The following is a 16,951-nucleotide window of genomic DNA, read 5'->3' as shown; positions in this document are numbered from 1 at the left end:
CCACCAGAAAGAGGAACCCATGTTCACAGCACGAACTCGCAAGGGTCTCGGCGTCCTCGCCGGGCTCGCGGTCGCCTCGCTCGCCCTCGCCGGTTGCGGCGCCTCGAGCGACCCCCTGAGCAACAACGGCGGTGACGCCAGCGCGTCGTCCGACGAGATCGTCGTCGGTTCGCAGGCGTACTTCTCGAACGAGATCATCGCCGAGATCTACGCCCAGGCGCTCGAGAACTCCGGCCTGACGGTCAAGCGTCAGTTCCAGATCGGTCAGCGCGACGCCTACATCCCGCTGCTCGAGGACGGCACCGTCACCGTGTTCCCGGAGTACAGCGGCAACCTGCTGCAGTTCTTCGACAAGGAGACCACGGCCCGCACCGCGGATGAGGTCTACGCCGCTCTGCCCGCCGCGCTTCCCGAGGGCCTCGAGGTGCTCGACCAGTCGACGGCCACCGACCAGGACTCGTACACCGTCACCGCCGCGTTCGCTCAGGCCAACGGCCTCAAGACGATCGCGGACCTCTCGAAGGTCACCACCGGTCTGACCCTCGGCGGTAACGCCGAGCTGGCCGAGCGTCCCTACGGCCCGCAGGGCCTGAAGTCGACCTACGGCGTCGACGTGCAGTTCTCGCCCACCGGCGAGACCACGGTCGACGACCTCGTCGCCGGCACCATCCAGGTCGCGAACGTCTACACCGCGGACCCGCGGATCCAGACCGACGACCTGGTGACCCTGGAAGACCCCGAGGGCCTGTTCCTGGCCTCGAACGTCGTTCCCGTCGTCAACTCGAGCGTCGCTTCGCAGGTGTCCGACGTCCTGAACAAGGTCTCCGCCGCCCTCACCCCCGAGGGTCTCGTGGAACTGAACGTGAAGTCGACCGTCGACCAGCAGTCGTCGGCCGACATCGCGAAGGCCTGGCTCGCCGACAACAACCTCTGAGCCGTCGCCACACCAGCGGGGCCGTCCGGAATCTCCGGGCGGCCCCGCTGCGCGCGTACCGCCCTCCCCCCCGGGGACCGCCGAGACTTCATCGCGCCGACATCTCCCTTGCAGGCTGCAGGGGCTTTGTCGGCGCAATGAAGTCTCGCGGGCCCAGGAAGTCGGCATCCCTTGCCCCTGCGGTGCCCGCCCGGCGGGGTCGGTCGGCGCCGTTCGCTGGGACCGGAACCGCGAGACTGCATGCGGCCGACATCTCCCTTGCAGGCTGCAAGGGCTTTGTCGGCGGGATGAAGTCTCGCGGAGGCCACCGACGCACAGAGGGGCCCGTACGCCCGACGCGGGCGGACCGACCGGCCCGGGCCGCGTAGCCTGGGACGGATATGGCACATCTGCTCGGGGGCGAAGCCCTGCACCTGGAATACCCGACCAAGGTCGTGTTCGACTCCGTCTCGCTCGGCGTGAACGAGGGCGACCGCATCGGCATCGTCGGACGCAACGGCGACGGCAAGTCGAGCCTGCTCGGCATGCTCGCCGGCATCCGTGAGCCCGACGGCGGGCGCGTGACGGTGCGCGGCGGAGTCACGGTCGGCGTCCTCGATCAGCAGGACACGCTCGACGACGACGACACGATCGGGCACGCGGTCGTCGGCGACCGGCCCGAGCACGAGTGGGCGGGTGACGCGCGCACGCGCGACGTCATCGCGGGCCTGCTCGGCGACCTGCCGTGGGACGCCCGCCTCGGCGACCTGTCCGGGGGCCAGCGCCGACGCGTCGCGCTCGCGCGGCTGCTCTCAGGCGACTGGGACGTGCTGTTCCTCGACGAGCCGACCAACCACCTCGACGTCGAGGCGATCACGTGGCTGGCCGGCCACCTCAAGAAGCGGTGGGCGCCCAACGCCGGCGGGCTGCTGGTCGTGACCCACGACCGCTGGTTCCTCGACGAGGTCTGCAACACCACGTGGGAGGTCCACGACCGCCTCGTCGAGCCCTTCGAGGGCGGATACGCGGCGTACATCCTGCAGCGTGTCGAGCGCGATCGTCAGGCGGCCACGATCGAGCAGCGCCGTCAGAACCTCGCCCGCAAGGAGCTGGCCTGGCTGCGCCGCGGGGCCCCCGCCCGCACGTCCAAGCCGAAGTTCCGTATCGACGCGGCGAACGAGCTCATCTCGGACGTGCCCGAGATCCGCGACCGCGTCGCGTTGCAGTCGCTCGCCGTCGCACGCCTCGGCAAGGACGTCGTCGACCTCCTCGACGCCGGCGTGACCTACGGCGAGCACACGGTTCTCCGCGACGTGGAGTGGCGCATCGCGCCGGGGGAGCGCACCGGCATCCTGGGCGTCAACGGCGCCGGCAAGTCGACGCTGCTCGGACTCGTCTCGGGAACCGTCGAGCCGACGACGGGCCGCGTCAAGCGCGGCAAGACCGTCAAGGTCGCGACCCTCACCCAGCGCCTCGACGAGCTCGAGCAGCACATGAACGACCCGGTGCGGGTCGTGATCGCCGGGCTCCGCACGACCTACACGTTCGGTGCGGGCTCCAAGGCGCAGGAGTTGACGCCCGGCCAGCTGCTGGAACGTCTCGGATTCTCCAGCGCCCAGCTCTCGACGCCCGTCAAAGACTTGTCGGGCGGGCAGAAGCGGCGTCTGCAGCTGCTGCTGATCCTCCTGGACCAGCCCAACGTGCTGATTCTCGACGAGCCGACCAACGACCTCGACACCGACATGCTCGCGGCCATGGAAGACCTGCTCGACTCCTGGTCGGGCACGCTCATCGTGGTCTCGCACGACCGGTACTTCCTCGAGCGCGTCACCGATCAGCAGTTCGCGATCCTCGACGCCAAGCTTCGTCACCTCCCCGGCGGGGTCGACGAGTATCTGCGCCTGCGGGCGATCCAGGATGCCGAACCCCAGAAGTCGACGGCCACCGGGGCCGTGGCATCCGCCGGTCTGCAGGGTGCCGACCTTCGGGCCGCGCAGAAGGAGGCCTCCGCCACCGAGCGGAAGATCGAGAAGCTGCAAACGCAGATCGACCGGGCGAAGGCGGCCCTGGCCGACCACGACCAGGCCGATTACGTCGGGCTCGGGAAGGAGATGCAGCGCATCTCCGACTGGGAGTCCGAGCGAGACGAGCTGGAGATGCGCTGGTTCGAGCTCACCGAGGCGATCGGCTGAGCACCGCGTCCGGCGTCAGTGGAAGCCGTACTCGAGGGCCACGATGAACAGCCCGAGCATGGCGGTGGCCAGCGCCCCGAGGATCCGCGCGAAGAAGGGGGCGCGGCGACTCTGGAACGCGTGGTAGCCCAGGATGGCGAGCACGATGAATGCCGCGAGCATGCAGTAGTCCACCGCGTCGGAGATCGTCGCCCCGGCGACATCGCAGATCACCAGCACGAGGATCGACGGCACCGAGGCGTAGAGCATCCCGGCGCCGTGGCGTAGCGCATTCCTCGTCGCCGCGCGGAAGCCGTGCTCGGAGTGCTCGGTGAGCGTGTGCGCGAAGACGTGGGCGATGAAGAAGATGATCAGGCTCGCGATGGAGGTCGCGAGCATGTCGTCGATGCTTTCGGCGTGGTCCTCGGCGATCGTCACGAACGCGGTGAAGACGATCAGGCCGTAGATCGCGGCAGGCGAGCGGAAGCGCACATCGAACCACGCGACGATGCGACGCCAGGTCGAGGTCGGTTGGACCGGGGCGCTCACGCGTCGAACCCCAGACTGAGCTTGCGCAGCAGGGTCGCCAGACGCTCGCGGTCACCGCGGGACAGGCTCTCCAGCAGCAGGGCCTCGGCATCGACGAGGCGGGTGATCGCGGCGTCCACGCGCACGCGACCGTCGTCTGTGAGGGTCACCAGGATGCTCCGTCCGTCGCCGGGGTCGGCTTCGCGTCTGACGAACCGGCGGGCGACGAGCCGGTCGATGCGATTGGTCATGGTTCCGCTGGACACGAGTGTCTGCTGCAGCAACTGCTTCGGGCTGAGCTGGTAGGGCTCGCCGGCGCGGCGGAGGGCCGAGAGCACGTCCCACTCCCACGATTCGATGTCGCTGCGACGAAACGCCTCTTTGCGGGCGATGTCGAGGTGTCGGGAGAGACGCGCGACGCGGGAGAGCACTTCGAGCGGCGAGAAATCGAGGTCGGGTCGTTGGCGCACCCACGCCTCGACGATGCGATCGACTTCGTCGCTGTCCCGGCTCACGACTTCATTATGTCGACAACGTCCCCCCGTCGCGGTCTGGCAGACTTGACCGGTGCCCGCGGGCACGGTCCGCCGTGGTGTAACGGCAGCACGACAGCCTTTGGAGCTGTTAGGTCTAGGTTCGAATCCTGGCGGCGGAGCATGACCTCATCGACCGAGCTCGCCGTCATCGTCCTGGCCGCGGGTCAAGGCACCCGCATGCGATCGCGCATCCCGAAGATCCTGCACGCGGTGGGCGGTCGCCCGCTCGTCGGACACGTGCTCGACACCGCGGCATCCCTCGATCCGTCCCGCATCGTCGTCGTCGTCCGGCACGAGCGCGACCTCGTGGCCGAGACGGTCACCGAGCTCGCCCCGGGTGTCGTCATCGTCGATCAGGACGAGATCCCCGGCACGGGACGTGCGGTCGAGGCCGCGCTCACGGCCCTCGAGGGCTTCGTGGGCGACGTGCTGGTGCTGAGCGGCGACGTCCCGCTGTTGGAGTCGCACACGCTCACCGAGCTCATCGAGACGCACCGGTCCGGCGGCACGGCCGTGACCCTCCTCACCGCTCGCGTCGACGACCCCAGGGGGTACGGTCGCGTGATCCGTGACGACGTCGACGGCGTGCGGCGCATCGTGGAGCAGAAGGATGCCACGGCCGAAGAGGCCGCGGTCACCGAGATCAACGTCGGCGTCTACGTCTTCCAGGCCACGCCGCTGCGCGACCAGCTCGGCCGCGTGGGCACCGCGAACGCCCAGGGGGAGAAGTACCTCACGGACGTCGTCGCGCTGCTGCGCGAGGCGGAACTGGGGGTCGCGGCATCCGTCACGGGCGACGCCGCGGCGGCGCTCGGCGTGAACGACCGCATCCAGCTGTCCGAGGCGGGACGCACGCTCAACGCGCGCACCGTCCGGTACTGGCAGCGCGAGGGCGTCACGGTGATCGACCCGGCCACGACGTGGATCGACGTCACCGCCGTCCTCGCACCGGATGTCACGCTTCTCCCCAACACGCACGTGCGCGGGGCCACGGTGATCGCCGCCGGCGCCACGGTCGGCCCCGACACGAGCCTGGTCGACTGCGAGGTGGGCGAGGATGCCACGATCACCCGCACCGACGCGACGCTCGCGGTCGTCGAAGCCGGCGCCACCGTCGGCCCGTTCGCCTACCTCCGTGCCAACGCACGGGTCGGGGTCAACGGCAAGGTCGGCACGTTCGTCGAGGTGAAGAACTCCTCGATCGGCGAGGGCAGCAAGGTCCCGCACCTGTCGTACATCGGTGACACCGAGATCGGACGCCACGTCAATCTCGGTGCCGGTGCGATCACCGCCAACTACGACGACATCACCAAGCACCGCACCGTGATCGGCGACGAGGTGCACAGCGGCTCGCACAACGTCTTCGTCGCGCCGGTTACGATTGGGGATGGCGCCAAGACCGGTGCCGGCGCGGTGATCCGCAAGGATGTTCCCGCCGGTGCCCTGGCACTCAGCGTTGCACCCCAGCGGAACATCGAGGGGTGGGTCGAGAAGAATCGACCGGGCACCGGTGCGGCGGACGTCGCCGCGCGGGCCCGGGGTGAACAGGAAGCGCGCGATGGCTCGTAAGAAGAACCGTGTAGATCTCGACCGCGACAACGACATCGCCCCCGGGCTCGTCGCAAAGACCAAGAAGCGCCTCGTCGTCGCCTCGGGTCGTTCGCACCCCGACCTGGCATCCGAGGTCGTCCGGCACCTCGGCACCGAGCTCGCCCCGACCGAGCACCGCACCTTCGCGTCGGGTGAGATCTACACGCGCTTCGAGGTCTCGATCCGCGGGTGCGATGTCTTCGTCGTGCAGTCGTTCGGTCCGCCCGTCAACGAGTGGCTCATGGAGCTGTTGATCATGCTCGACGCGCTCAAGCGCGCGTCGGCCAAGCGCATCACGGTCGTCGCCCCGTACTTCCCGTATTCGCGACAGGACAAGAAGGGCCGCGGCCGCGAGCCCATCAGCGCCCGCCTCGTCGCTGATCTGCTCAAGACCGCGGGTGCCGACCGCATCATGAGCGTCGACCTCCACGCGGCGCAGATCCAGGGCTTCTTCGACGGCCCGGTCGACCACCTGTTCGCCAAGCCCGTGCTGCTCGAGCACTTCGAGCAGGGACTCTCGGCAGAAGACCGTGAGACCCTCACCGTCGTGTCGCCCGACATGGGCCGCGTGCGCGTCGCCGACACGTGGTCGGACAGTCTCGGCGCCCCGCTCGCGATCATCCACAAGCGTCGCGACCCGAAGGTCGCCAACCAGGTCTCGGTGCACGAGATCGTCGGTGACGTGAACGGGCGCACGTGTCTCCTCGTGGACGACATGATCGACACCGGCGGCACGATCCAGAAGGCCGCCCAGGCGCTCAAGGCGAGCGGTGCCCGCAAGGTCATCGTGGCTGCCACTCACGCGATCTTCAGCGACCCCGCCACCGAGCGACTGCAGGACCCTGCGATCGACGAGGTCGTGGTCACCGACACCATCCCGTTGCCGCCCGAGCGCCGCTTCGAGCGCCTTACGGTGCTGCCCATCGCGCCGCTGCTGGCGCGCGCGATCCACGAGGTCTTCGAGGACGGCTCGGTCACGAGCATGTTCGGCGGCGACGCCTGAGGTTCATGGTCGGTTCATAGGTTCGGTGAGGGCTGAACCAGGTCCGGTTCGGGATCGTGTCTTCATGGTGAGCACGACCGCTCCGCGAGGCACGACCGAAAGAGGACCCTCATGATCCGCACGACCGCCGTCCCCCGCCCGGTTCGCATCGGCACCGCCCTGTTGGGCGTCGCCGGCATGGTGACCCTCGCCGGCTGCTCCGGGGGGAACACCGACGCCGCCGCGCCGGTCGAGTCGGCGTCCGCGCCGGTCGCGTCGTCCGCCCCGAGCGCGAGCTCTGCGGCCGGCGGCTCGTCGTCCGGCGTGTACGCCGACGGTACTTACGAGGCCACGGGCCAGTACTCCACGCCCGAGAGCGTCGAGACGGTGGACGTGACCGTGACCATCGCCGGCGACACGGTGACCGACGTCGAGGTGACCGGTGACCCGCAGGCCGCGGAGTCGCGCCGTTATCAGAGCGAGTTCATCGGCGGGATCAAGGACGAGGTCGTCGGCAAGAAGGTCGACGAGATCTCGGTCAGCAAGGTCGCAGGATCCTCGCTCACCAGCGGCGGCTTCATGAAGGCCCTCGATTCGATCAAGTCCGAGGCGAAGGCCTGATCCCATGACCGCGGTGACCGCGACCGGTTCGGTGTGGACGTTCGAGGCGATCGGCACCGCCTGGGCGATCGAGACGGAGACCCCGCTGTCTTCGGCGACCCGCGGAGCGGTCGGGGCCGTCGTCGAGGCGTTCGACCGGGAGTGGTCGCGGTTTCGGGACGATTCGCTGGTCTCCGCTCTCGCCGAGGGGCGGGCGGCATCCCTTCACGCCCCCGTGGATACGGATGCCATGCTGGCCCTGTACGACGAGCTCGACGTCGCCACCCGCGGGGCGGTGAACCCGCTCGTCGGGGACGCTCTCGCCCGCCTCGGCTACGACGCGCGGCTGACGCTCGCGCCGTGGGGGACGCCGGAACCCGCTCCGGACTGGCGCGACGTCGTGACGTGGGGGGATGGCATCCTGTCGCTGTCGCGCCCGGCGACGCTCGACGTCGGCGCCCTCGGCAAGGGCGGACTGGTCGATCGCGTGCTCGCGACGGTCCTGGCCGACGTCGACGGCGACGTGATCGTCGACGGCTCGGGCGACCTCGCCGTCCGCGGTGCGCCCGTCCGCATCGGTTTGGAGCACCCGTACGACCCCACTCGCGCGATCGGCGTGGTCGAGGTGCGGGATGCGGCTCTGTGCGCGTCCGCGATCACGCGTCGAGCGTGGGGGGAGGGGCTGCATCACGTGCTCGATGCCCGCACGGGAGCGCCGGTGCGGGCGTACGCGGCGACGTGGGCGATGGCCGACACGGCCATGCGGGCCGACGGTCTGGCCACCGCGCTGTTCTTCGACGGCGGTCCCGAGCTCGCGGCCGCGTGGGGCGCCTCCTGGGTGCGCATGCGCACCGACGGCCGCGTGGAGTGGTCACCCGGATTCGAGGGAGAGATCTTCTGATGAGTGCGACCCTGACCGCGGGATCCACCCGCGTCCGCGGCCTTCTCGGCCGCGTCTCGATGTACCGGCTCGTGCTGGCCTCACTGGGGCTGCTCACGCTCACCGCCCTCGCGTTGGCGTTCGCGGGCCTCGTCGTCCCCGACCCGCTCGAGCTCGTCGTGAGCGCCGTGGTGCTCGCGGCCGCGTGCGTCGTCACCGACCTCGTGGCGCAGAGCGTGCTCCGGATGCCACGGCGTCTGGAGTCTTCGCTCATCACCGCCGCGATCCTCCTCTTCGTGGTGCGCCCGACCGTGGAGCCGCTCGGTCTCGTCGGGCTGGTTCTCGCGGGCGTCGCGGCATCCCTGTCGAAGTACGTGCTCGCTTGGCGGGGCCGGCACATCTTCAACCCCGCCGCCACGGGCGCCGCCGTGCTCACGATCGTGAGCGTGTGGGCCCCCGACCTGGGGGTGTCCGCGTGGTGGGTGGGTTCGCCGTGGCTCGCCGGCGCCGTGCTGGTGCTCGGCGTGCTGCTGCTGGCCCGCACCGACCGGCTCGCCGTCGTCGCTGTGTTCTGGGTGGTGGCTGCCCTCGTGGCGTTCGTCCGCACGACGGTGCAGTTCCAGTCCGCGGGCTTCCCCGTCGATGTTCCCGCCGTCCTGTTGCAGGTGGCGTTCTCGTCGCCGTTCCTGTTCCTCGGCGCGTTCATGCTGTCCGAGCCCCTGACGCTGCCGCCGCGCCGTCGTCAGCAGTTCGTGGTGGCGCTGGTGGTCGGCGTGCTCGCCGGCTGGCCGATCGCCGTCGGTGACATCACCCTCGGCCAGGAGCGGGCGCTGCTGATCGGCAACCTCGTGGCGTTCCTGTTCTGCCTGCGCGCCGCTGTGCGCCTCCGTCTGGAGGGCCGGCGCGACCTGACGCCGACCGTGCGGGAGCTGACGTTCCACGCCGCCCGATCGTTCTCCTTCTCGCCCGGGCAGTACCTCGAGCTCGACGTTCCGCACCGCCGCCCCGACGCCCGCGGCACGCGGCGAGAGTTCTCGATCGCGTCGGCGCCCGAGGATCTGCCCACGGTGCGCATCGCGTTCAAGGACGGCTCCCAGTCGTCGTACAAGCGGGCGTTGGCCGAGGTGCCGATCGGCGGCACGCTCGCCGTCACGGGGGTCTGGGGAGATTTCGTGCTGCCGTCCCGCCCGACCTCACCCGTGCTCCTCGTCGCGGCCGGGATCGGCGTGACGCCGTTCGTGTCGCAGCTGCGCCACCTCGCGGCCACCGGCCAGCGTCGCGACGTCGTGCTCGTGTACGTCGTGTCGGAGGCGAGTGAGTTGGCGTTCCGCGACGACCTTGCGGCCAGCGGCATCCCGGTTGTGGTGTTCTCGCGGGACGAGCCTCGCGATCTACCCGGCGGGTGGACGTGGGCGGGACCCGATCGCGTGGATGCCGGAGCGCTCCTGCGTGCCGTTCCCGACCTGGCCGAGCGCGCCGCGTACGTGTCGGGCCCACCGCGGCTGATCTCGACCCTCGCCCCGGCGCTGGCGAAGGCGAAGTCGCTCACCACGGACGCGTTCGCGGGGTACTGACCTCAGGCCGGGTCGCGCGGCTTCGCCGGCAGACGCACCTCGAACGTCGTGTCTCCCGGGGTGCTCTGCACGGCGATCGTGCCCCCGTGCGCTTCGACGATCGCTTTCGCGATGGAGAGCCCGAGCCCTGTTCCGCCGGTCTTGCGGTCGCGCGAGCGGTCCGCACGGGCGAAGCGTTCGAACAGCTGCGAAGCGACGGAGGGATCGATACCCGGCCCGTCGTCGTGCACCCGGAGCACCGCCTCGTCGTCCTCGCGCGCCACCGCGACCGTCACCTCGGTGCCGGCGGGCGTGTGCGTTCGGGCGTTCGCGAGGAGATTCGCGACGACCTGGTTCAGGCGCGACGCGTCGCCGGCGAGTTCGACCGGCTCGTCGTCGACGTCGATCGACCACGCGTGATCGGGCCCCGCGGGGCGCGCGTCCCCGACCGCCTCGACCGCGAGCCGCGTGAGATCGACCGTTCCATAGACGAGTTCCTGCCCTTCGTCGAGGCGGGCGAGGAGCAGCAGGTCTTCGACGAGGGTCGTCATGCGCAGCGACTGGGCCTGGATGCGCTCCAGCGACTGCTCGGTCGTCTCGACGGCCATCTCGATACGTTGGCGGCTCTCGTCGTCCTGCGCCTGGCGCATCGCCCGCAGCGACAGCTCGGAGAACCCGCGGATGGATGCCAGCGGCGTGCGCAGCTCATGACTGGCATCCGCCACGAATCTCCGCATCATCTCCTCGTTGCGGGCCCGAGCGGCCAACGACGCGTCGACGCGGTCGAGGAGCGAGTTCAGCGCGGCACCGACCTGCCCGATCTCGGTGTGATCGTCGACCTGTTCGTCGGGCACGCGTTCGTCGATGGAGACGTCGCCTTGATCCATCCGGATGGATGCCACGCGCGTCGCCGTCTCGGACACCGACCGCAGGGGGCGCAGGCCCACGCGGATGACGAGTGCGATGATCGCCGCGAGGAGGAAGAGCCCGCCGGCGGTGACGAGCGCCACCGTGGTCAGGATCGCCCCGATCGTCGCGGTCACCTGGCTGAGCGGCAGGCCCAGCACCGCGACCGTGCCGAGCTGGCCGGCCCGGAAGCCGATGCGGTAGTCGCCCAGGCCCGGCAGGTCGACCGTGTCGGAGTCCGGCATGCCCGTCGTCACGGCGTCGGCGACGGCATCGCGGATCTCGTCGACCTGCGGGCCGTCGAGCGCGCGCACCGAGCGGCCGTCGATGTAGGCGCCGGTGTCGCCGGTGCTGGGGCTCCGCAGGACCAGGACGGTGCCGTCGGGGAAGGGGCCGTTCGCGAGGACGTCACTCGCCGTGCTCGTGGCGCCGACCTGGACGTTGTTCACGGCGGCCGACACCTGGGCGGTGAGGTTCGTCTGCAGGACGCCGGTGATGATCGCCCCCGTCGAGACCGCGATCATCACCAGGATGAACGCCACCATGCCGATGACCGCGGCCATGAGCCGCGATTGCAGCGACCACCGGTGGCGCGCCTCGGCCCGGCTCACTGAGGGGCTTTGATCATGTAGCCCACGCCGCGGACGGTGTGGATCAGCGGCTCGTGGCCGGCGTCGATCTTCTTGCGGAGGTACGAGATGTAGAGCTCCACGACGCTGGATCGCCCACCGAAGTCGTAATTCCAGACGCGGTCGAGGATCTGCGCCTTCGAAACGACGCGGCGCTGGTTGCGCATGAGGAAGCGCAGCAGTTCGAACTCGGTCGCGGTCAGTTCGATCTCGGTGCCGGCGCGGACCACCTCGTGACTGTCCTCGTTGAGCGAGAGGTCGCCGACATGGAGGATGGGCTCCGCGTCGCGAGTGGACGCCGTTCCCGCTCGGCGCATGAGACCGCGCAAGCGTGCCACGACCTCTTCGAGGCTGAACGGTTTCGTGACGTAGTCGTCGCCACCCGCGGTCAGCCCCGCGACGCGATCCGCCACCGCGTCCTTGGCGGTCAGGAAGAGGACGGGAACGTCGTTGCCGGAATGCCGCAGTCGTTGGAGAACGGCCATGCCGTCGAGGTCGGGCATCATGATGTCGAGCACCATGGCATCCGGCTCGAAATCGCGCGCCGCCTGCAGGGCGTCGAACCCGGATCCGGCCGTACGGATGTCCCAGCCCTCCATGCGCAGCGCCATCGACAGGAGGTCGGTGAGCATCTGCTCGTCATCGACGACGAGGACGCGCAGAGCGCTGCCGTCCGGGCGGGTGAAGGCGGGGGCGCTGACGGTGGCGGTCATGGATGCCATTCTGCGCCGGAATCTATGAGCTTTCTATGGCGGTGGCTATGCGCTCGCTGTGAAGACGAATCACGCGGGAGATCAGCGCGGCCACGAGGACGCCGATCGTCGCCCCGAGGGTGTTGGCGACCAGATCGCGGACGTCGGCGACCCGGGTGGGGAGGAACAGCAGCTGGGTCGTCTCGATCACGGCGCTCGCGATGAATCCACCGAGGACGCCCTGCCACGGGCGGCCGCCCCACGCCGAGACCAGCAGGCCGAACGGCACGAACATCGTGACGTTCGCGGCGAATTCCACGATGTCGAACGTCACCCACGCGGTAGGCGGCCACCCGGCCAACAGCGCGAGCACGCGGCGGAGAATGCCGGCGGTCTCGGCTCCGTACGGTTCCGGACGCAGCGTCATCCACCACACCGCGAACGCGTACAGCGCCGAAGCGGCGGCGAGCAGTGCCCGCCGCCGCTTCGTCCGGTTCGTCGTCAGTGCGTGTCCTCGGCCTCGATCTCGGTGCGATCGCCCGACCAGAGAGTGTGGAAGGTGCCCTCCTTGTCGACGCGACGGTACGTGTGCGCACCGAAGAAGTCGCGCTGCCCCTGGATGAGGGCGGCGGGGAGGCGGTCGGCGCGCAAGCCGTCGTAATAGGCCAGCGACGAGCTGAACGCCGGTGCGGGGATGCCTGATTCCGCCGCGAGCGCGACGATGGTGCGCCACGCGTCCTGCGCGCGGCCGAGGGCCTCCACGAAGTACGGCGCGGTCAGCAGCACGGGGAGCTCGGCCTCGGCGTCGTAGGCCTCGGCGATGCGGTTGAGGAACTGCGCACGGATGATGCAGCCGCCGCGCCAGATCTTCGACACCGCGCCCAGGTCGATGTTCCAGTCGTACTGCGCGGCACCCGCACGGATCTCGTCGAAGCCCTGGCTGTACGCGACGATCTTCGAGGCGTAGAGGGCAAGACGCACCTGCTCGATGAACGCGTCGGCATCCTCGTCCGTGAGCACGTCGGCGCGCGAGGGTCCGGGAAGGTCGCGCGACACGGAGCGCTGCTCGGGGTGGCTCGAGAGGGAGCGGGCGAACGTCGCCTCGGCGATGCCCGAGACGGGGACGCCGAGATCGAGCGCGGTCTGCACCGTCCAGGCGCCCGTGCCCTTCGCGCCGGCCTGGTCGAGGATGACGTCGACGAGGGGCTTGCCCGTTTCGGCATCCGTCTGCCGCAGAACCTCGGCGGTGATCTCGATGAGGTAGGACTCCAGCTCGCCGCGGTTCCACTCGGCGAAGACGTCGGCGATCTCGGCGGGCGTCTTGCCGGTGGCGCGGCGGATGAGGTCGTACGCCTCCGCGATGAGCTGCATGTCGGCGTATTCGATGCCGTTGTGCACCATCTTCACGAAGTGCCCGGCGCCGTCGTGACCGACGTGCGTCACGCACGCCTCTCCCTCGGCGACCGCGGCGATCGAGGTGAGGATCGGGCCGAGCGTCTGCCACGACTCGTCGGAGCCGCCGGGCATGAGGGACGGTCCCAGCAGGGCGCCCTCCTCGCCGCCGGAGACGCCCATGCCGACGTAGTTGATGCCGGTGTCGCGGACGGCCTTCTCGCGGCGGATCGTGTCGGTGAACAGGGCGTTACCGCCGTCGACGATGATGTCGCCCGGCTCGAAGACCTTCACCAGCTCGTCGATGACGAAGTCGGTGGCGCGTCCCGCCTTGACCATGATGATCGCCGTGCGCGGTTTCGACAGCGACGCGGCGAAGTCCTCGTACGAGAACGACGCGACGAACTCCGCCTCGGGGTGGGCGTCGACGAGGTGCTCGGTCTTGTCGGCGCTGCGGTTGAACACCGCGACGGTGTTGCCCTCGCGGCTGGCGAGGTTGCGAGCGAGGTTGGAGCCCATGACGGCCAGGCCCACGACACCGATGTTCGCTCGCGCGTCGCCTTCGCCCTCGGGGCTCGAAGCGGCGTCGGCGGTGGGGCGGGCGACCTCGTCGGGAGCGGGTGCCCCCTCGTGGTGCTGAGCCGCCTCGTGCGGCGCCTGGTCCTGGTCGGTCGAGGGTCCGGTCGGGGAGGGGGTCGACGTCATTCGTTGCTCCGTGTTCACGTGCGAAAGGAGGGTGGCGGACGGGAGTCACATGCCCCCGCCACTGTATCGGCTCGTTCCGACGCCGATCAGGTGCCGGGGGAGAGGTGCAGTTGCGCGATGACCGTGTCGACCTGTTCCTGCGGGGTCAGATCGAGGTCGATGTGGATCGCGCGCTCGTCGGCATCCGGGATCTCCAGGGTGTCGAACTGCGAGGTGAGAAGCGCGGGCGGCATGAAGTGCCCCTGGCGCCGCAGCAACCGCGCGAGGACGAGCGCGGGGTCACCCAGGAGCAGGACGAACGTCACGTCGTCGCGGCGCAGAACGTCGCGGTAGCTGCGCTTGAGCGCGGAGCAGGTGATGACGCCCGGTCGTCCCGCGGCGAGCTGGCCGTCGATCCACGCCGCGACGCGGTCGAGCCACGGCCAGCGGTCGTCGTCGGTCAGGGCGTGACCGGCCGCCATCTTGGCGACGTTCTCGGCGGGGTGGAGGTCGTCGCCCTCCTGGAAGTCCCAGCCCAGGCGTCCGGCGAGCATTCCGGCGACGGTGGACTTGCCGGTACCGGCCGGACCCATGAAGACGAGCACGGGGGCGGGGGAGGCCATATCGGAATCCTTCCGGTTCTCAGACGAACGCGCTGATGGCGAGCACGCCGGCCAGGCCCGTGACCGAGATGATGCACTCCAGTACCGTCCAGGTCTTGAGCGTCTGCGGGATGTTCAGCCCGAAGTATTCCTTGATGAGCCAGAAGCCGGCGTCGTTGACGTGGCTGAAGAACACCGATCCGGCGCCGATGGCGAGCACGAGGAGCGCCGTCATCGGGGCGTCGAGCGACGTCGTGAGCGGCTGCAGGATGCCGGCGGCGGTGATCGTCGCGACCGTCGCCGATCCGGTCGCCACGCGGATCACCACGGCGACGAGCCACGCGAGGAGCAGCACCGAGACGCTGGAGCCGGCGACGAGGTCGGCGATCACCTTTCCGATGCCCGTGTCGACGAGGACCTGCTTGAACCCGCCACCCGCGCCGACGATGAGCAGGATGCCGGCGATCGGTCCGAGCGAGGACCCGACGACGCCGGTGAGGCGCGCGCGGTCGAAGCCCGCGCCGCGACCGAGGACGACGAAACCGACCAGGACGGCGAGCAACAGCGCGATCACCGGGAGCCCGAGGAAGTCGATGACGACCTTCCAGGCGTCGGTGGAGGAGGGGGCGAGGATGTCGGCGAGAGCCTTCAGGAGCATGAGGACCACGGGGAGCAGGATGCTCGCGAGCGTGGCCGCGAAGGACGGCCGCCGCACGGGCTCCTCACCCTTCTCTTCGGCCGAGACGAACAGCTCGGGCACGGGGACCGGCGCCCATCGTGCCGCGAGCGGGGCGAACAGGGGCCCCGCGATGATGACCGCGGGGATCGCGACGATGACGCCGAAGGCGAGGGTGAGCCCGAGGTTCGCATTCAGAGCGGAGATCGCCGCGAGGGGGCCGGGGTGCGGCGGGACGAGACCGTGCATGGCGGAGAGGCCGGCGAGGGTCGGGATCGCGATCTTCATCAGCGATGCCCCGGAGCGGCGGGCGACGAGGATGATGACGGGCACGAGCAGCACGAGGCCCACCTCGAAGAACATCGGCAAGCCGATGATCGCGCCGATGAGGCCCATGATCCAGGGGAGGCTGCGCGGCGTGGCACGGGCGACGAGGGTGTCGACGATGCGGTCGGCGCCGCCGGAGTCGGCCAGGAGCTTGCCGTAGATCGCGCCGAGGGCGATGAGGATGCCGACCCCGCCCATGGTGGAACCGAATCCACCGGTGAAGCTCGTCACGGCCGTGCCGATGGGCATGCCGGCGACGACACCGGTGGTGAACGCGCCGATCGTCAGGGCGAGGAACGGGTGGAGCTTGCCCCACGTGATGAGCACGACGATGAGGGCGATGCCGATGACGGCGGCGGTGATCAGCTGCCCGGCGGGGGCGCTGGGGGCGGTGGGCTCGCCCGCGGCGAGCACGAGGGCTGTGGGGAGGAGGGGGATGGCCATGAGCGTCCTTGTTCCGGCGGCGGCTGCAATGCCGATGATTATTTGTCGTACATAAAAGCACACAAGTCGCGGTTATGCATGACGAATTCTGGAAGAGCGTGCACTCTCGTCTGGCATCATCGATGCATGACCACCGTTGGTCCCGGCGCGGGGACGCTGCACGACGCTCTCGTCTCGCGCATTGGTGCGGACATCGTGCAGGGGCGCTTGCCCGCGGGCGCGCGCCTCGTGACGAGCGAGCTGTCCGAGGGCTCCTCGCGTGGTGCCGGGCGTGAGGCCGTAAGGGTGCTCGAATCGCTCGGGCTCGTGAGTGTGCGTCGCAAGGCCGGCGTGGTCGTGCGTCCCTCGAGCGAGTGGAACGTCTTCGCGCCCGAGATCATCGATTGGCGGCTGAGTGGCCCCGCGCGCGGATCTCAGCTGCGCGAGCTCAGTGAGCTACGCGGCGCGATCGAGCCGCTCGCGGCTCGGGCCGCCGCCGCGGTCGCGAGTGCAGCCCAGCGCGAGGAACTCGTCGCGGCCGTGCTCGAGATGGCGCGCACGGAGGGGGCCGCCGACGAGGCCGAGTACCTCGCGGCGGACGTGCGGTTCCATCGCACCATCCTGGCCGCGTCGGGCAACACCATGTTCGCGGCGCTCGGCGACGTCGTCGAGGCGGTCCTGACCGGCCGTACGCGACACGAACTCATGCCGCACGACGCCAACCCGCACGCCGTCCGGTGGCACCAGGACGTCGCGTTCGCGATCGCCGCAGGGAGGGCGGACGACGCGGCACGCGCAATGCGGCTCATCGTGCGCGAAGCGGGGGATGCCATGGCATCCGCGGTCGGTACCGACTGACTCGTGCGT

At 69.9% G+C, this 16,951-nt stretch carries 16 protein-coding genes and 1 tRNA gene; 9 read left to right on the top strand and 8 right to left on the bottom strand.

Annotated features, from left to right (window positions below; genetic code table 11):
* Nucleotides 1-19 precede the first annotated feature (19 nt).
* Together ABC271_RS11180 and ABC271_RS11175 are read left to right on the top strand one after the other, a co-directional pair.
* The gene (locus tag ABC271_RS11180) at nucleotides 20-934 is read left to right on the top strand and encodes an ABC transporter substrate-binding protein (RefSeq protein ID WP_412924938.1); all 915 of its coding nucleotides are present in this window, start codon (nucleotides 20-22) and stop codon (nucleotides 932-934) included.
* Between the two features lie 380 nt (nucleotides 935-1,314).
* Nucleotides 1,315-3,105, top strand: a complete 1,791-nt coding sequence (locus ABC271_RS11175; protein WP_412924937.1) for an ABC-F family ATP-binding cassette domain-containing protein — start codon at nucleotides 1,315-1,317, stop codon at nucleotides 3,103-3,105.
* Nucleotides 3,106-3,120: 15 nt separating this feature from the next.
* Here the strand turns inward: ABC271_RS11175 and ABC271_RS11170 are convergent, their stop codons facing one another.
* Both ABC271_RS11170 and ABC271_RS11165 read right to left on the bottom strand, forming a co-directional pair.
* Nucleotides 3,121-3,633, bottom strand: a complete 513-nt coding sequence (locus ABC271_RS11170; RefSeq protein ID WP_412924936.1) for a hypothetical protein — start codon at nucleotides 3,631-3,633, stop codon at nucleotides 3,121-3,123.
* A complete protein-coding gene (locus ABC271_RS11165) occupies nucleotides 3,630-4,127 on the bottom strand; it encodes a MarR family winged helix-turn-helix transcriptional regulator (RefSeq protein ID WP_412924935.1) in 498 nt (165 codons plus the stop codon). The genes ABC271_RS11170 and ABC271_RS11165 overlap by 4 nt, the downstream gene beginning before the upstream one ends.
* 68 nt (nucleotides 4,128-4,195) lie before the next feature.
* Between ABC271_RS11165 and ABC271_RS11160 the strand changes: the two genes are divergently transcribed.
* From ABC271_RS11160 to ABC271_RS11135, 6 genes are all read left to right on the top strand, one after another.
* Nucleotides 4,196-4,267 (top strand) — tRNA-Gln (locus tag ABC271_RS11160).
* A 1-nt stretch (nucleotide 4,268) separates the two neighbouring features.
* On the top strand, nucleotides 4,269-5,717 hold the full coding sequence (gene glmU / locus ABC271_RS11155) for a bifunctional UDP-N-acetylglucosamine diphosphorylase/glucosamine-1-phosphate N-acetyltransferase GlmU (protein ID WP_412924934.1): 1,449 nt from the start codon (nucleotides 4,269-4,271) through the stop codon (nucleotides 5,715-5,717).
* Nucleotides 5,707-6,741, top strand: a complete 1,035-nt coding sequence (locus ABC271_RS11150; protein WP_412924933.1) for a ribose-phosphate diphosphokinase — start codon at nucleotides 5,707-5,709, stop codon at nucleotides 6,739-6,741. The genes glmU and ABC271_RS11150 overlap by 11 nt, the downstream gene beginning before the upstream one ends.
* Nucleotides 6,742-6,852: 111 nt before the next feature.
* Nucleotides 6,853-7,341: an FMN-binding protein gene (locus ABC271_RS11145; RefSeq protein WP_412924932.1), complete on the top strand. Its 489-nt coding sequence runs from the start codon at nucleotides 6,853-6,855 to the stop codon at nucleotides 7,339-7,341.
* Nucleotides 7,342-7,345: 4 nt separating this feature from the next.
* Entirely contained in the window at nucleotides 7,346-8,221 is an 876-nt protein-coding gene (locus tag ABC271_RS11140; protein WP_412924931.1) for an FAD:protein FMN transferase, read from the top strand.
* Nucleotides 8,221-9,774: an FAD-dependent oxidoreductase gene (locus ABC271_RS11135; protein WP_412924930.1), complete on the top strand. Its 1,554-nt coding sequence runs from the start codon at nucleotides 8,221-8,223 to the stop codon at nucleotides 9,772-9,774. The genes ABC271_RS11140 and ABC271_RS11135 overlap by 1 nt, the downstream gene beginning before the upstream one ends.
* Nucleotides 9,775-9,776: 2 nt before the next feature.
* Here ABC271_RS11135 and ABC271_RS11130 read toward each other — a convergent pair whose 3' ends face one another.
* The 6 genes from ABC271_RS11130 to ABC271_RS11105 all read right to left on the bottom strand — a co-directional run bounded on the left by ABC271_RS11130 (nucleotide 9,777) and on the right by ABC271_RS11105 (nucleotide 16,105).
* Entirely contained in the window at nucleotides 9,777-11,222 is a 1,446-nt protein-coding gene (locus ABC271_RS11130) for a sensor histidine kinase (protein ID WP_412924929.1), read from the bottom strand.
* Nucleotides 11,223-11,266: 44 nt separating this feature from the next.
* Nucleotides 11,267-12,001: a response regulator transcription factor gene (locus tag ABC271_RS11125; protein ID WP_412924928.1), complete on the bottom strand. Its 735-nt coding sequence runs from the start codon at nucleotides 11,999-12,001 to the stop codon at nucleotides 11,267-11,269.
* A gap of 22 nt (nucleotides 12,002-12,023) precedes the next feature.
* Nucleotides 12,024-12,485, bottom strand: coding sequence for a VanZ family protein (locus ABC271_RS11120; protein WP_412926142.1), 462 nt, complete (start codon nucleotides 12,483-12,485; stop codon nucleotides 12,024-12,026).
* On the bottom strand, nucleotides 12,482-14,077 hold the full coding sequence (gndA, locus tag ABC271_RS11115) for an NADP-dependent phosphogluconate dehydrogenase (RefSeq protein ID WP_412924927.1): 1,596 nt from the start codon (nucleotides 14,075-14,077) through the stop codon (nucleotides 12,482-12,484). The genes ABC271_RS11120 and gndA overlap by 4 nt, the downstream gene beginning before the upstream one ends.
* Before the next feature lie 86 nt (nucleotides 14,078-14,163).
* Complete coding sequence (locus ABC271_RS11110; protein ID WP_412924926.1) at nucleotides 14,164-14,679, bottom strand: gluconokinase; 516 nt, start codon at nucleotides 14,677-14,679, stop codon at nucleotides 14,164-14,166.
* A gap of 19 nt (nucleotides 14,680-14,698) precedes the next feature.
* Nucleotides 14,699-16,105 carry a GntP family permease gene (locus ABC271_RS11105; RefSeq protein ID WP_412924925.1) on the bottom strand — a complete coding sequence of 469 codons (1,407 nt, stop codon included), beginning with the start codon at nucleotides 16,103-16,105 and terminating at the stop codon, nucleotides 14,699-14,701.
* Between the two features lie 126 nt (nucleotides 16,106-16,231).
* Between ABC271_RS11105 and ABC271_RS11100 the strand changes: the two genes are divergently transcribed.
* Entirely contained in the window at nucleotides 16,232-16,942 is a 711-nt protein-coding gene (locus ABC271_RS11100; RefSeq protein ID WP_412924924.1) for a FadR/GntR family transcriptional regulator, read from the top strand.
* Nucleotides 16,943-16,951: the final 9 nt, after the last annotated feature.

The sequence above is a fragment of the Microbacterium canaveralium genome (assembly GCF_047238045.1).
GTDB lineage: Bacteria > Actinomycetota > Actinomycetes > Actinomycetales > Microbacteriaceae > Microbacterium.
Note: the sequence above shows the minus strand (reverse complement) of the source record. Positions and strands in the feature narration are given on the sequence as shown.